The sequence below is a fragment of the Stenotrophomonas sp. Steno-Z10-BAI genome (genome assembly GCF_056393115.1).
Window position 1 is genome coordinate 94587 of the sequence record NZ_JBWJOZ010000008.1, and the last position, 15567, is coordinate 110153.

A 15567-nucleotide genomic window follows, 5' to 3' on the forward strand; every position below is an offset into this window, starting at 1 on the left:
CTGCGGTGCAAGATGCCGGATCAGTAACGGGCTGTTAACGTCCGCCCTGACCAGCGGTGTCATTGCACTGACATGTCGTTGGATAGCTGTTTCATGTAGCACCTTGGGAGAGGGAAAACATGCAAGTCCAGAACACGCAGAAAAAGACACCGGTTACCTTGCTGGCATTGTCGATCGGCCTGGCGCTGAGTGGTACCGCGCTGGCCCAGGATGCGGGCACCAACCCCACCGACCTGGATACCGTCACCGTCACCGGCTACCGCGCCAGTGTCGAGAAGGCGCTGGACATCAAGCGCGGCGAAGCCGGCGTGGTCGATGCCATCGTGGCCGAGGATATCGGCAAGTTCCCGGATCTGAACCTGGCCGAATCGCTGCAGCGCATCCCCGGCGTGGTCATCACCCGCGAGGCCGGCGAAGGCCGCAACATCTCGGTGCGTGGCCTGGGCCCGGACTTCACCCGCGTGCGCATCAACGGCATGGAAGCGCTGACCACCGTCGGCGCCGGTGACCAGAGCGGCGGCACCAACCGCGGCCGTGGCTTCGATTTCAACGTGTTCGCCTCCGACCTGTTCTCGCAGCTGCTGGTGCGCAAGACCGCCTCGGCCGATGTCGAGGAAGGCTCGCTCGGGGCCACGGTCGACCTGCGCACCGCGCGCCCGTTCGACTATGACGGCTTCACCTTCGCCGCCAGCGGCCAGGCCGGCTACAACGCGATGGCCGAAAAGGCCGACCCGCGCATGGCCGCGCTGATCTCCAACACCTTTGCCGATGGCACCTTCGGTGCGTTGTTGTCGGTGGCCTATTCCGAGCGCCAGGCGCTGGAGGAAGGCTCCAACACCGGCCGCTGGGCCAATGGCCCCAGCAACGGCGGCTTCAGCGCCACCTCGCCGTTCGCCGCGGCGCGTTCGGCCGATGTCTACCACCCGCGCTTCCCGCGCTATGTGCAGATGGAACATGAGCAGAAGCGCCTGGGCGTGACAGGTACCCTGCAGTGGAAGCCGAGCGACGCCACCGAGTTCTCGCTGGATGCGCTCTACTCCAAGATCGACGCCACCCGCGATGAACATTACATCGAGGCGATTTCCTTCAGCCGCAACCGCGATTCGGCCACCGGCGCGCTGCGTCGCCCCGACCGCGACGGCAAGCCGTCGATGATCGTCAAGAACGGCGTGATCGAAAACAACGCCCTGGTCTACGGCGAGTTCGACAACGTCGACATCCGCTCGGAGAACCGTCACGACGAGTGGAGCACCGAGTTCAAGCAGCTCAGCCTCAACGGCCAGCACCGCTTCGGTGACGACTTCACCCTGTCCGGAAAGATCGGCATCTCGCGCTCCAAGCACGAGAACCCGGTGCAGACCACGGTCATCATGGACAAGTACGACGTCGACAACTACAGCTACGACTACCGGGGCAACAGCCGGTTCCCGACGCTGAACTACGGTATCGACCCGACCAACCCGGCCGGCTGGGAACTGGCCGAGATCCGCCTGCGTCCGCAGTACGTGGACAACGACTTTGATACCGGCCAGCTGGATTTCAACTGGAACATCAGCCCCGGCTTCCGCCTGAAGGGTGGCGTGCTGGCCAAGGACTACACCTTCAAGACCACCGAACTGCGCCGCGCCAGCGAGCTGGCCGTGCCCAACTTCGCCGATGGCACCAAGATCGTGCCGGTGGACATGACCGCGCAGGCCGGCCTGAAGGGTATCAACGGCAGCCCGTCCAACTGGGTGGTGCCGGATCTGAACGCCATCGCCGATCAGTTCGACATCTACAGCAACAGCGGCATCTTCGCCGTCGCCCCGCGTGCCAACAACGTGCGCAGCGTCGAAGAGAAGGACCGCGGTGCCTACCTGATGGGCGAGTTCTCCACCGAACTGGGCAGCCTGCCGCTGTCGGGTAACGTGGGCGTGCGCTACGTGCGCACCAAGCAGAGCTCCACCGGCCTGTCCACGCTGGCCACCGGTACGGTCGCCACTACCGAAAACCGCACCTACAACGACACCCTGCCCTCGTTCAACCTGGTGGCCGAAGTCAGCCCGGACTTCCTGATCCGCCTCGGCGCGGCCAAAGTGATGAGCCGCCCGGGCCTGGGCAGCCTGACGCCTGGCGCAACGGTGGCCGTGGCCGGTGGTGCACGCACCGTCTCCAGCGGCAACCCGGACCTGGAGCCGATCCGCGCGACCAACGTCGACCTCGGCTTCGAGTGGTACTTCGCCGAAGGCGCGATGGCCGGCATCGGTCTGTTCTACAAGGACATCGAGAGCTTCGTGCAGACCACCCGCGAAGTGCGTCCGTACTCTGACAGCGGCCTGCCTGCCTCGCTGCTGATCGGCACCGGCGCCTCGCCCACGGATGACTTCACCTACAGCCGGCCGGTCAACACCCCGGGTGGTGAACTGCACGGCGTGGAAGCCAACTACACCCAGCCGTTCACCTTCCTGCCGGGCAAGTGGTCCAACCTCGGCGTGCAGTTGAACTACACCTGGGTGGAATCGCAGATCCAGTACCTCAACGCCGCGGGCCAGCCGGTGATGAAGACCGACCTGACCGGTCTGTCCAAGTCCTCCTGGAACGCCACATTGTTCTACGAAGGCAAGGTCTTCTCCGGCCGTGTCTCGGCGACCAACCGCGATGACTACCTGACCCAGGCACCGGGTACGGAAACCGGCTTCAACCTCGATGGTTATCACGGCATGACCGGCACCACGGTCCTCGATGCCTCGATCCGCTACACGATCAGCGACCAGCTCGAACTGAGCCTGGAAGGCATCAACCTGACCAACGAAGCCTCCGACGAGTGGGTCTACTCGCCGGCCACCGGTCGCCTGCCGCTGCAGTACACCGAAACCGGCCGCCAGTTCCTGCTCGGCGTGCGCTACAAGTTCTGATTCAACGGCCGTACCCACCGGCGGCGTGAGCGATCACGCCGCCGGCTGCGCGCACGCCGCCATCGTTGCCATCCCTCGACCCTCGCCAGCACACGCACGCTGCTGCGGCGCAAGATGCCGCCCCGTGAAGGGTTTGTTACGTTTCGGATGACCAGCGGTGTCACGCGGCAATGCGCGACAGACGCTCCGGGGGAGGCCGGACGTCATGACTCATCAACATCAAAGTCGCATGGCGGCGCACCCTGGGAGGGGGTTACACACGATGGATCGACTCGACACCCGTAAAAAGACACCGGTTACCTTGCTTGCAGTCTCAATCGCGTTCGCGCTGCAGAGCGTGGCCGGCATCGCCGCGGCACAGCAGACGCCCGAAGCGGCCGCCTCGCTCAATGCAGTGGATCTGGACAAAGTGGAGGTCAAAGCGACGTACCGCGAAAGCCTGCAGCAGTCCCTGGATGAAAAGCGCTACAGCGTCGAGCAGGTCGATGCGATCTACGCCGAAGACATCGGCAAGTTCCCCGATCTGAACCTGGCCGAGTTGATGCAGCGCATCGCCGGCGTCTCGATCGATCGCGAAGGTGGCGAAGGCCAGCAGATCTCCGTGCGCGGCCTGGGCTCGGATTTCACCCGCGTGCGCATCAACGGTCTGGAAGCGCTGTCCACCGCCGGCAGCGGCACCACCGGCGTCAACCGCAGCCGCGGCTTCGACTTCAATACCTTCGCCTCTGAACTCTTCAGCCGGGTCAAGATCAACAAGACCCAGTCGGCGCAGACCGACGAGGGCTCGCTGGGTGCCACGGTCGATCTTCGCGGTTCGCGCCCGTTCGACTTCGAGGGCTTCCAGGCATCGCTCGGTGGCCAGTACGGCTACAACGAGTTGTCCAAGAATAAAGACCCGCGCATCTCCGGGCTGATCAGCAACACCTGGGCCGACGGCCGCGTCGGCGCGCTGATGTCGGTGGCCTACAGCAAGCGCACCATCTTCGAGGAAGGCTACAACCCGGTCCGCTGGGAGCACGGCAACTACCGCAACTCCAACCAGAGCACCGCGGCCAACAACGGCACCTACGGCTTCTGCAGCCCGGCCGGCTACGACCCGCAGACCCCGCGCAATCCGCTGGCCAACGAGACCGCCGCCGGTGTCGGCAGCGCCGCCAACCAGGCGCGCAGCAACGGCTGGGGCAGCTACGGCATCGATGCCACCCACTGCGGCCCCGGCCTGGACCGCCCCGCGGCGACGGCCGAGAACATCGCCGCCTACGAGACCGCGACCAACGCCTGGATCCCGCGTTACCCGCGCTATATCCGCACCGAACATGAGATCGAGCGCCTGGGCGTCACCGGCGCGCTGCAGTTCAAGGTCAGCGACGACACTCAGCTGAACCTGGACATGCTGTATTCCAAGCTCGACAAGAACGTGCGCGAAGATTCCATCGGCGCCAACCTGCACCGCACCGCGCAGTACGGCGGCAAGACCCAGATCGTGGTCCGCGAAGCACAGGCCGATGAACAGAACCGCCTGACCTACGGCGTGTTCGACAACGTGGATTTCCGCACCGAATCCACCGCGATCGAAGAGAGCACCGAGTTCAAGCAGTTCAGCCTGAACCTGGAACATCGCTTCAACGACGCGGTGCGCCTGGATGCGGTGATCGGCCACTCCGAATCCAACTACGAGCGGCCCGTCTTCTCGATGGTCAGCTTCGACAACAGCAACCTCGATGGCTTCGTGCTGGACATGCGCAACGGCAAGGTGCCTGCGATGTCCTTCCCGTTTGATCTCAATGCGGTCGACAACTGGAAGTGGCTGGGCTACGGCAGCACGCCGGTCAATGCCAACGGCACGGCGCGTGGCGGCAACATCAGCGAAGTGCGTCTGAACCCGCAGTACGTCGACAACGCCTTCGACACGGCCAAGGTCGACCTCACGTTCAACATCAATCCCACCTTCACCCTGCGCGGCGGTCTGGCCTACAAGGACTACGACATGAGCACGCAGGAGTACCGCAACATCAGCTACGGCCGCCTGTCGCAGGCGCTGCCGGCCGGTGTGGGCGTGGGTGACCTGAGCAACACGCTGAGCGGCTTCGGCAAGGGCATGGACGGCAACCTGCCCAACGCGTGGCTGGTGCCGGACTTCAACCAGATCGCCAAGCTGCTGGACATCTACTGCAACTGCAACACCGGCACGCTCGGCGGTGATTACCGCCTGGCCAGCGTCGGTCACTTCGGGGCGTCCAACAACAACTTCGACGTCAACGAGAAGAGCTACGGCAGCTACCTGCAGTTGGACTTCAACACCGACCTGCTGGGCCGCGCGTTCCGCGGCAACCTGGGCGTGCGCTACGTGCAGACCCGCATCACCGCCGATGGCTATGCGCCGTGCACGGCCACCAACGCCAATGATCTGTCCTCGGCGTGCGAGCCGTTCTTCGGCGTGGCCAGCGCCACTGCCGATCCCGGCGAGCGCCTGCAGGTCGGCACCAGGGTCGGCCACAAGTACGACGACTGGCTGCCCTCGTTGAACCTGGCCTGGGACCTGAGCGATACCTTCGTGCTGCGCTTCGGCGCGGCCAAGACCATGGCCCGCCCGACCCTGTCCAACCTGTCGCCGAGCGTCAGCGGTGGTCCCACCGCCTACTTCGATGACGACCGCAGCTACTCGATCAACCTGGGCAATCCCAAGCTCGATCCGTTCCGCTCGACCAACTACGACCTGAGCGCGGAGTGGTACTTCGACGAAGGCGCGCTGCTGTCGGCCGCGGTGTTCTACAAGGACATCGAGAGCTATGTGCAGCGCACCCGCCTGCTCACCACCTGGGCGGACATGGGCTACTCGCTGGATCTGCTGCCGACCGGCTTCAGCCCGGACACCGTGTTCAACGTGCAGAGCTACTTCAACACCCCGGGCGGCCCGCTCAAGGGCTATGAGGTGTCCTACCAGCAGCCTTTCAGCTTCCTGCCCGGCTTCTGGCGCAACTTCGGCGTGCAGCTGAACTACACGCACGTCGAATCCAAGATCAAATACATGTTCAGCTCGGGCACCGGCAGCACGATCGTCACCACCTACACCGAGAACGACCTGCTGAATCTCTCGCCGAACTCGTACAACGCCACGCTGTACTACGACGACGGCCGCTTCAGCGCCCGCGTCTCCACCAGCTACCGCGACGCGTACATCAGCACCATCCTGTCGCAGGAGAACGTGTGGGACCTGGACGGCAACCAGTTCGCCACGGCTGATGTGCAGGGCAAGTACAGCGTGGAGAACGTGGATTTCAACATGTCCTACAAGGTCAACAAGAACCTCTCGCTGACCTTCGAAGCGATCAACCTGCTCGACACCGCCGATGAGCGCTATGTCGATTCGGCGTTGTCGCTGCCGGACCGCTACACGCATACCGGGCGGCAGTACTACCTCGGCCTGCGCTACAAGTTCTGACCGTGCTGCGCCTGCCGCCACCTGTATCGCGCCCGTCCCTGTCCTTCTCTCCGGGATGGCGGGCGCGGTGCGGGGGCGGGAGGCCACCGTGAGCCGCTGACGCCCGCTGGTGGTTCCGCTGTACTGTTTCTGCTGTCGAAAGGAAGGTCCCATGCATCGCCCTGTCGCCCCCTTGATCCGTCCCTCCCGCCTGTCCGCCAGCCTGCTGGCGCTGCTGCTCGCCGGCAGTGGTACCGCCTGGGCGCAGACCGCACCGCAGCTGCTGTTCCACGTGTCGGCCGACCAGAGTCTGCAGGCCGATACCGCTGTGGGTGACCCGGTCCCCAACTTCGTGGACAAGGTGAAGCGGGTGCCCAACGGCGCGCATGGCAGCGCGATCGAATGGGCGGATGATGGCGTGTTGTCCTGGAACGCACCGGGCAACATCCAGGCACAGCGCGGCACACTCGGCTTCTTCTGGCGCTCGCGCTATGCGGTGGGTGAAGCGCCGTTCGTGATCTTCCGGGTCGGCTATGCCGACCACAGCAGCTGGGACATGGCCTGGCTGCGCATCGACTGGAATGGCCACGGCTTCGATGCCTTCGTCACCGATGCCAACCTGGCGCGCACGCGCGTGTCGTTCAAGCTCGACCAGAACCCCTCGCCGCAACAGTGGCAGCACATCGCCTTCGGCTGGGATGAGAACCACGGCGTGCGGCTGTACGTGGATGGCAGGGAGGTCGCCCGCCAGGAGACCACCGCCGACTACGATGCCGCACTCGATCAGCTCGGCCTGGCCGCGCGCGTGATGGCCCCCTACCAGGTGCAGAGCCGCTACAACTTCCTGCGCGGCAGCGATTTCGACGAGATCCGCGTCTATGACCGCCTGCTCGACCCAGCCGGCATGGCCGCGCTGGCCCGCAATGCCGCGCCCCGCACGGCAGTGGCCGAACCGGATCCGATGCGCGCCTGGCGCCATCGCCATGGCTGGGACGCTGCGCCGCCGCCGGCGCTGACCGCGCCGACCACCACGATCCGCAAGATCGAATTCGCCGATACCAAGGACCACAAGCAGTGGATGTGGAAGGCGACCGACGGCATCGCCGAAACCACCTGGCCGGGTGTCTACAACCGTTCACGGCTGCCGGGCCGCAACGATTACTTCCAGCTGCCGGACTGGAATACCTATGTAGAGGGTGGCCAGCAGCTCGACCTGACCCTGCCGGCCGGTGAGACCGTCAACCGCATCGAAGTGCGCGGCGCCGCCTTCGGCGGGTTGAGCCACAGTGTGGACGGCCAGCCAGCGCAGGCCCTGTTCGAGCGCCCGCAGGGGGTGGTCCGCAGCGTCAACCAGATCCCTGCGCAGGCGGGCGGCGTGCTGCACTTCCGCAATACCGCGCAGGAAACCCCGATCCAGGAAATCTGGGCGTACCAGGTCAGCGATGCCGCCGAGCCGGAGGGCACGGTCAAGCAGCGCTACCTGATCGACAGCCAGGCCCTGCCGGACTACACCAACATCGCGGCGCTGCGCGAGTACATCCAGGGCCGTTACCCGGCTGCCGAACGCAGCACGGTGATGGCGCTGCCCAAGGGCGCCGGCTCACGCAAGCGCACGGCCGATACGCTGCCCGCGCAGCCGATGCCGATCGTGCACGTGCTGATCCCTTCCGGCGTGAGCGACGCCCCAGCCGCACAGCCGCTGATCCGCAGCTGGGCACACAGCTGGGAGAACATGCATGACGGCCTGGACGGCATCGCGATCGATCTGCCGAAGCTGGATCTGCCCGCGACCCATGACGGCCTGATCCCGCTCAACATCCGCATCAAGGACCCGCTGTGGCCGGCGCGCGACATGATCGACGTGTCGGTCTCGGTCAAGCCGGGCCAGAAGCGCACGCTGTGGCTGGACCTGCGCGATCGCATCCTGACCGCCGACAGCCTGTGGATCTCCGTCGCGTCGGCCGCACCGGGGTTCAACGCCACCTCGCTGGACGGTGCGGAAATCCGCATGGTCTACAAGGACCGCGACGAGGCGAAGAAAGAACACATCGCCGACCGCTTCAACCAGGTGCGCGACAACTGGGGCTTCCTGGTCGAAGAACACACCACTTCCAAGCGCCAGCGCCTGTACGCGCGCGTGTACGCCGATCTCGGCGACCTGCTGCGGGTGGACCCGGACCACGAGCTCGGCCGCCTGTACTGGAACTACATCAGCTACAACAGCCAGGGCAAACCGCCGTTCACCCAGCCCGCGGCACCCAACGGCGTGCCGCTGTGGGCGTTCCGGCAGACCGAAGATCTCAAGTACGTGCGTCGCTTCATCGAGTGGTGGATCGATAACCGCCAGATCGCCTACGGTGATTTCGGCGGCGGCATCTCCGACGATTCCGACCTGACCCAGCAGTGGCCGGGGCTGGCCCTGATGGGCGTGCAGCCGGACAAGCTCAATGCCTCGCTGACCGCGCTGTCCGATGCGGTGTACCGCAATGGCATGTTCAGCAACGGCCTGAGCACCATCGAGACCGACGAACTGCATTCCTACGAGGAGGGCATCAACACCAACAGCGCGATGCTCTACCTCAACTGGGGCGATCCGCTCACCATCGAGCGCCTGATGGAAACGGTGAAGGCGTTCGACGAACGCATCATCCTGCCCAACCCGCAGGGCCATCTGCTGTTCTCCAGCAACTGGTTCGGCGGCAACAAGGTCTACCGCGAACCGAACTGGCAATGGCAGAAGCCGTATTCCTTCCCGGTGCTGCACCCGGCGTTCCTGATCGGCCAGTACAACGCCGATCCGACCGGCCGCAAGCTGGTCACCGGCCTGGCCGATGGCTATCTCGCCCACGCCTACACCGACGACAAGGGCCGCTGGGCACTGCCGAACGAGATCAACTGGGCAACCGGCAAGACCCGCGGCGGTGAGCTCAACAACGGCTCGGGCAGCGGCGACATCATGCATACCTTCTGGGCGGCATGGCGCTGGACGGGCGATGACAAGTACCTCAAGGCGCTGGATTACCGCGTCGAGCGCGGTGGGCCGGGGGCGCTGTCCAACCTGGGCGAGAACTATGTCGAGGCCCTCGGCCGCGGCGCCGAATGGAACCCGCGCTTCATCAGCGATGCCGAGGGTGGCAGCACCGGCTTCGCCAGCCTGATGGCGTGGCAGGCCACCGGCGACAAGAAGTATCTGGAAGCGCTGCATGCCGACGGCATCCAGGCCAAGGCGCAGCGCGAATACATGAACACCGAAGGCCACTGGTGGTCCGACCGTGTCGAAGCGCCAAGCGAATTCCTGCAGCGTGCACGCCTGGGCGGCATCGCGCTCAAGCGCAACCAGAGCTGGCCGGGCCACACCGTGAGCTGGCGCTTCGCCCAGCCGCAGGCCGCCGAGCAGGTCGCGCTGCTGGTGCACGCGCCCTCGCCGGACCGCTTCAAGGTGATCGCCTACAACCTGGGCAAGCACGCGGTGGAGGCGGAGATGAGCACCTGGAACGTCACCGCCGGGCAATGGCGGATGACCAGCGGCGTGGACCGCAACGGCGATGACACCATCGACGGCAAGGCCACCACGCGTGATCTCACCCTGGAACGCAGTGCCTCGACCACGCTGCGGTTCGTGCCGGGCCAGAGCCAGGTGTTCGAGTTCGAGCTGGTGCAGGCTGGCACCCCGGTCGAACAGCGGCCCGACCTCGGCATCGGGCGCGGCGATGTGCGCGTGGACGGGCGCCAGGTGCAGGTGACCGTGCACAGCCTGGGCCATGTCGCGACCGGTGTGGGCGTGGCAGTGCTGGAAGATGCCAGGGGCCGTGAGCTGGCCCGGGCCGAGATTCCGAGGTTGGCGGCGCCGAGCGACCTGCTGCCGAAGACCACGATTGTCAGCCTGCCGTTGCCGGCCGGGGATCGCGGTGGCCTGCGCGTACGGGTGATGCAGGCCGACGGTGCGGCCGAAGTGACCCAGCGCAACAATGGGGTGGCGCTGGACCCGTAACGCCATGCGGTGCATGGCGCTGCCGGCTCCCGGCCCCTGTCTGGCTCACAGCGTGACCTGCCCCTCGATGCAGGTCACACAGTCGCCACCGATCCACAACGCATCGCCCACCCGCTCCACCCGCAGCCGCCCGGCACGGCCGATCGCCGTGCCCTGGCTGATCACATAGCGATCCGGTGCTTCGCCGGTGGCCAGCAGCCAGCGCGCGATGCCGGCATTGAGGCTGCCCGTGGCCGGGTCTTCCGGCGCGCCGTCGCCGGCAATGAAGGCGCGGCTCTCGTACTGGGCCTCGTCTCCATCACTGGGCAGCCAAGGCCCGAACACACCCACCTTCACGCCCTCCAGCTGCGCATAGTCCGGCTGGACCGCAAGTACGGCCGCACGATCACGCAGGCGCAGTGCCAGCCAGCCGGTACCGTTGTCTGCCCAGCGCGCGTCCACGACGTCCTCCGCGGCTACGCCGAGACCGCGGCGCACCTGTTCGCGCAGTGCCGGTGCCAAGGGCTCGCCGCGCAGCAGCGGCGGCGCCAGGAATGCCAGACCGGACGCGCTGCGCCGTATCCGCACCAGGCCGATCCCGCACTCCTGCACGATCTCCTCGCCCTTCGGCACGCCACCATGCGCCAGCCACGCATGGCAGCTGCCCAGGGTGGGATGCCCGGCGAACGGCAGCTCTTCCAGCGTGGTGAAGATGCGCACGCGATAATCCGCCTGCGGATCGGTCGGCGGCAGCAGGAAGGTGGTCTCGCTCAGGTTGGTCCAGCGGGCGAACGCGGTCATGCGAGCGTCGTCCACGCCTTCTGCATCGAGCACCACGGCCAGCGGATTGCCGCGCAGCGGATCCTGGCTGAAGACATTGACCTGTTGGAACGGCAGCGTAGGCATGGCGGAACGTCGGGAAACGGGTGGAGTGCGCATGATGCGCGGCACCGCGGCGTCGGGTCGAGCGCTGCGCCCGGTCGCACCCTAGGCTGCGTCGGTTTCCATCACCTGCACGCGGCGCTGGTACCAGTCATCGGCCTCGGGTTCGAAGACGGCGCTGCGGGTCATCTCGCCCTGGTACACGTGTACCGAGATCGCCAGGTCGTCATCGCTGGTGTTGCGGATGGTGTGGTACTCGTGCGGCGGGATCAGGCTGCCGGCACTGCCGCAGTCGCCCAGCACGGGCTGCTCCGGGCGGAAACGGAAGCGTTCGCCGTCGCGCTCCAGCAACTGGTACTGGGTGATCGCCAGTTGGCCCAGCCAGACCCCCTCCACGCACCACAGCCCGCTGTGGTCGTGCAGCGGCGTGCCCTGCCCCGGCCCCCAGCTCATGGCGACGATGCTGTAGCCGTGCTCCGGGCTGCGATACAGCTCGCGGCGGGCATAGTGATCCTCGATCGGGTGGTGCACGCAGGCCGGCAGCTGGATGCGGCTGTCGGCGATCGCCTCGCGCAACGCCGCGCGCAGCGTGGCGGCGATCTGGTGCGCGTGCTCGTGCTGGACGGCATGGTCGACGGCGGCGATCAATCGATCACGGCCATGGAACGGAGGAAACGGGTTGCATTGGTCTTGCATGCCCCGAGTCTAGGCGATCCCGGTGAACAGCGTGTTTGACCTGAATCACATCCAATCGACCCACAATCCCCGACGTAGCAATCTATTCGAAAGAATTCGAAGGGTCCGCCTATCGATCAGGGAATCAGCAACGGTCGCAACGACGGGACCTGCCCGGCCAGTTCCTCGGTGACCAGCGTGGCGAACAGCGCCGCGCCATCCGGGCCCAGGTGGGTGTAATCGAACGCGACCTTGGCCTGCCCCATGGGCTCGGTGACGGCGTTGTTCTGCGCGGCCGGTGCGCCAGCCACGGGCGCTGCGCCCACAGTCGTGCCCTCCAGCGCTGCGCTGACCTGGGCGGGCGTGGCGGCCGCCTGCGCCAGCGGCATGGCCGCGACCGGCCCCAGCGCCTGTACCACCGCGCGGCTGCGCGCGTGCAGGTCCACCAGGGGCACCTCCAGCTCGCGCGCCACGGCGCGGACCGCCTCGGCCCAGGGGGCCAGGTCATCGATCAGCACGCCATCGGCGAACTGGCGTCGGGTCAACGGGGTCAGCAGCACCGGCTGCGCACCGGCGGCACGGATCTCACGCACATAGCGGCGCAGGTTGTCCGGGAACTCGCGCTGCAGATCGGTGGAGCGGCCCGGCTTGCCGGGCTGGTCGTTGTGGCCGAACTGGACCAGTACCCATGTGGTGGCATAGCCGGGCGTGCGCATCTCCGCCTCGGCCAGCGCCCACGAGCCCTCGGCGCGGTAGTTGTAGGTACTGCGGCCGCCACGGGCCAGGTTGGTGCAGGTCAGGAACGAGGTCACGTGCCGCGCGCAGAAGGCCGGGCCCCAGCCGCCCTGCACGGCCGTGGTGGAATCACCGACCAGCACGATCTTGCTGGCCCGGATCGGGGTCGGGGCCGGGCGATCCAGCACCGCCGGATCCACGGCGGCCTGCGCCGCGCTCATCAGGCCGAACAGCGCGCTGCCCAGCAGCCAGGACGTACACCGCATCAGAACGTACCTCGTTGAATGAAGGGGGCCTGCTGATAGAGGCGACGCTCGCCACCGCGCGGGTCGTCGGCCTGCTGTGGGGGGGTATCGAACAGCATCGTTTCGCGGCGGGCCAGCGAATAGGTCTGCCAGCGTGGCAGTCCGCCGTGATTTGGATCGCCATGGCGGGCGAAGGCGATCAAGGCCTCGCTCATCGTGGCCGCCACGCGGGTCGCCGCTTCGCTGTCACCGGTGCGCGAGCCGGGCCGATCGGTGGTATCGAACACCAGCGGGATATCCAGCGTGTGGAAAGCGCCAAACTTGCCGCCGTCCAGCGGCGAGCCCCAATCGAGTTGATAGGCCCAGGTGGGTGCGCCCTGGCGCGCACGCGCCTCCAGTTCCTCCACCGCACCGCGCCACGAACGACCGGCGGTGGTGGCCGCGAAGAACACTTCCGAAGGCGTGTAATGCGGATACAGGCGGCGGTACTCGGCGATCACCACCGAGGGCAGCAGGTCCACGTACTGCTCTTTTTCCAGCTTGGCCGGCAGCGTCTCCCAGGTCAGTGCGAAGTTGGCCGGGTCGTTGCCGAGGAAAGCGCGGGTTTCATCGTGGGTGTTGCCGATCACCATCGGAATCCCGGCGGACTGCGCGGGCGCCTCCGGCCAGAACGGATGCACCGGCAACGAACGCCCGTCGAGCACCGGCCCGACGTAGAGACTGCTGTTCTCCACGCGCGAAGGGTCGCGCGCACGGGTGGCGGCCAGCAGCGCTTCCATCGGCATCGTGCGCAACGCGTCGGCATCGGCTGCGCCCACCGCCTGCATCGCGATCTGCGCGCGCTGGGTGGCGGCACGCGGGCCGGCCGCGGTCACCTGCTGCCCGCTCATGGTCCACGCGCGCTGGAACAGGCCGCGCGCGGCGGGCATGGCCATCAGCGTGGCGATCTTCGCGCCGCCGCCGGATTGCCCCACCACGGTGATGTTGCCCGCATCGCCGCCGAACTCGGGCGCATGCTGGCGCACCCACTGCAGCGCCTGGACCAGATCGAGCTGGCCGACGTTGCCGGAATCGGCGAAACGCGCATCGCCCAGCTGCGCCAGGTACAGATAGCCGAACACATTGAGGCGATGGTTGACCGTGACCACCACCACGTCGCCGCGCCGGCACAACGCGCTGCCGTCGTACAGCGGGTCGCTGCCCGAGCCGTTGTTGTAGGCGCCGCCGTGGATGTAGAACACGATCGGGCGCTTGCCGCCATCGCGCAGCGCCGGGGTCCACACATTGAGGTAGAGGCAGTCTTCGCTGCCCGGCCCTTCGCTGCCGCCCTGCGGCGCGGCATTGCCGTACGCCAGCGCATCACGCACGCCGCGCCAGGCCGATTCCTGCACGGCCGGCTGGAAGCGCCGGGCGGCGGTATCGGCGCCGTAGGGAAGGCCGCGGAACACGTGGATGCCCTGCTCCTGCTGCCCGCGCACGCGGCCACTGCGCACGCGCGCCAGCGGCGCGGCATCGTGGCGCGGGCCGGGCACGCCCGCGAAGGCGGGCAGCAGGGGCAGGCTGGTCGCACCGAGCATCACGGCATAGCGCGCGCTGTCGCGCAGGAAACGGCGCCGCTGCAGGTCGGCGGGGGAATCAGTCATGGCGCGCGGGCTCCGTGTGGCGCGAGGGAATCCAGCGCAGCGCCAGCTCAGGCCACTGCGCGGCGGTCAAACCGGCCGGGATGCGCACGCCGAAGCCATGGCCGCCGAACGGGAACAGATGCATTTCGGTGGTGACACCGGCGCGCAGCAGCGCCTGGTAATACACCAGGCTGTTGTGCACCGAGACCACGTTGTCGTCCTGCGCATGCACCAGGAAGGTCGGCGGCGTATCGGCGCGGACCTGATCCTGCATCGAAAACTGCTGCTGCAGCGCCGCATCCGGATGCGGCCCGAGCAGACGGGTACGCGAGCCGGTATGCGCATGCGTGCCCATGTCGATCACCGGGTAGATCAGCAGCGCGACATCCGGCCGCGCGCTGAGCGCATCGATGGCATCGCGATGCGGATAGGCCGGTGCATCGAAGCCGTTGCTCAACCGCGCGGCAACGTGCCCGCCGGCCGAGAAACCCATCACCCCGATGCGCTGCGGATCAATCTGCCATCGCGCGGCATCGGCGCGGATCACCCGCATCGCACGCTGGGCATCGGCCAGTGCGGCCTGGCGATCACTGCGGCCGGCGGGCAGCCGGTAACGCAGCACGAACAGGGTCACCCCACCCTGCTCGACGAACGCCGGCACCAGCGCGGTGCCTTCCTTGTCGAGCACGATGCGCTGATAGCCGCCGCCCGGCACCACCAGCAGGGCGCTGCCATTCGGGCGCGCCGGCCGGTATACGACCAGGTAGGGCGCACTGACGTTGTCGATGTAGCGGTCCGTCAGCGCCGGATCGCGGCTGCGCTCGATCACGTTGGGCACGGTGGCCGGGCCGCCTTCGCCGGGCACCTGGCCGTCCGGCCACAGCACGATGCGATCGGGGGCGCCGGCGGCCGGTTCGGTTTCCGGTACGGCACGCTCGGCCGCGTGGGCCAGGCCGCCGGCCAGCAGCAGGAGAGTCAGCATGGGCAACGCGAGGAAGCGGCGCATCCGGGTACGTCCTTGGGCATGGGAACAGGCATCGTGCCTGACCGGCAGCCGTTCTGATGCGCTGCACATTGCCAATGACACCGGTTTACCATATACAGCACATCCAACCGCTGTCGA

At 66.9% G+C, this 15567-nt stretch carries 8 protein-coding genes; 3 read left to right on the forward strand and 5 right to left on the reverse strand.

Annotated elements, in window-relative coordinates; translation table 11 throughout:
• The first annotated feature begins 119 nt into the window (after positions 1-119).
• From AC06E9_RS17335 to AC06E9_RS17345, 3 genes are all read left to right on the forward strand, one after another.
• Positions 120-2894, forward strand: a complete 2775-nt coding sequence (locus AC06E9_RS17335; protein WP_478056501.1) for a TonB-dependent receptor — start codon at positions 120-122, stop codon at positions 2892-2894.
• A gap of 262 nt (positions 2895-3156) precedes the next feature.
• The gene (locus tag AC06E9_RS17340; RefSeq protein WP_478056503.1) at positions 3157-6336 is read left to right on the forward strand and encodes a TonB-dependent receptor; all 3180 of its coding nucleotides are present in this window, start codon (positions 3157-3159) and stop codon (positions 6334-6336) included.
• 151 nt (positions 6337-6487) lie between these two features.
• Positions 6488-10306 (forward strand): LamG-like jellyroll fold domain-containing protein, encoded by a 3819-nt coding sequence (locus AC06E9_RS17345; RefSeq protein WP_478056504.1) that lies wholly within the window; start codon positions 6488-6490, stop codon positions 10304-10306.
• A gap of 45 nt (positions 10307-10351) precedes the next feature.
• Here the strand turns inward: AC06E9_RS17345 and AC06E9_RS17350 are convergent, their stop codons facing one another.
• The 5 genes from AC06E9_RS17350 to AC06E9_RS17370 form a co-directional block, all read right to left on the reverse strand.
• Entirely contained in the window at positions 10352-11191 is an 840-nt protein-coding gene (locus tag AC06E9_RS17350) for a PhzF family phenazine biosynthesis protein (RefSeq protein WP_478050136.1), read from the reverse strand.
• Between the two features lie 81 nt (positions 11192-11272).
• Entirely contained in the window at positions 11273-11863 is a 591-nt protein-coding gene (locus AC06E9_RS17355) for a cysteine dioxygenase family protein (protein WP_478056505.1), read from the reverse strand.
• A 116-nt stretch (positions 11864-11979) separates the two neighbouring features.
• On the reverse strand, positions 11980-12843 hold the full coding sequence (locus AC06E9_RS17360; protein ID WP_478050137.1) for a rhamnogalacturonan acetylesterase: 864 nt from the start codon (positions 12841-12843) through the stop codon (positions 11980-11982).
• Complete coding sequence (locus AC06E9_RS17365; RefSeq protein WP_121043808.1) at positions 12843-14465, reverse strand: carboxylesterase/lipase family protein; 1623 nt, start codon at positions 14463-14465, stop codon at positions 12843-12845. Before AC06E9_RS17365 ends, AC06E9_RS17360 begins: the two co-directional genes overlap by 1 nt.
• Positions 14458-15426: an alpha/beta hydrolase gene (locus tag AC06E9_RS17370; protein WP_121044027.1), complete on the reverse strand. Its 969-nt coding sequence runs from the start codon at positions 15424-15426 to the stop codon at positions 14458-14460. The genes AC06E9_RS17365 and AC06E9_RS17370 overlap by 8 nt, the downstream gene beginning before the upstream one ends.
• Between the last annotated feature and the right edge of the window lie 141 nt (positions 15427-15567).

Excerpts from the sequence above, each read along its gene's own strand:
- AC06E9_RS17335 (WP_478056501.1), top strand. The coding sequence starts at position 120 with ATGCAAGTCCAGAACACGCAGAAAAAGACACCGGTTACCTTGCTGGCA.
- AC06E9_RS17340 (WP_478056503.1), top strand. The coding sequence starts at position 3,157 with ATGGATCGACTCGACACCCGTAAAAAGACACCGGTTACCTTGCTTGCA.
- AC06E9_RS17345 (WP_478056504.1), top strand. The coding sequence starts at position 6,488 with ATGCATCGCCCTGTCGCCCCCTTGATCCGTCCCTCCCGCCTGTCCGCC.
- AC06E9_RS17350 (WP_478050136.1), bottom strand. The coding sequence starts at position 11,191 with ATGCCTACGCTGCCGTTCCAACAGGTCAATGTCTTCAGCCAGGATCCG.
- AC06E9_RS17355 (WP_478056505.1), bottom strand. The coding sequence starts at position 11,863 with ATGCAAGACCAATGCAACCCGTTTCCTCCGTTCCATGGCCGTGATCGA.
- AC06E9_RS17360 (WP_478050137.1), bottom strand. The coding sequence starts at position 12,843 with ATGCGGTGTACGTCCTGGCTGCTGGGCAGCGCGCTGTTCGGCCTGATG.
- AC06E9_RS17365 (WP_121043808.1), bottom strand. The coding sequence starts at position 14,465 with ATGACTGATTCCCCCGCCGACCTGCAGCGGCGCCGTTTCCTGCGCGAC.
- AC06E9_RS17370 (WP_121044027.1), bottom strand. The coding sequence starts at position 15,426 with ATGCTGACTCTCCTGCTGCTGGCCGGCGGCCTGGCCCACGCGGCCGAG.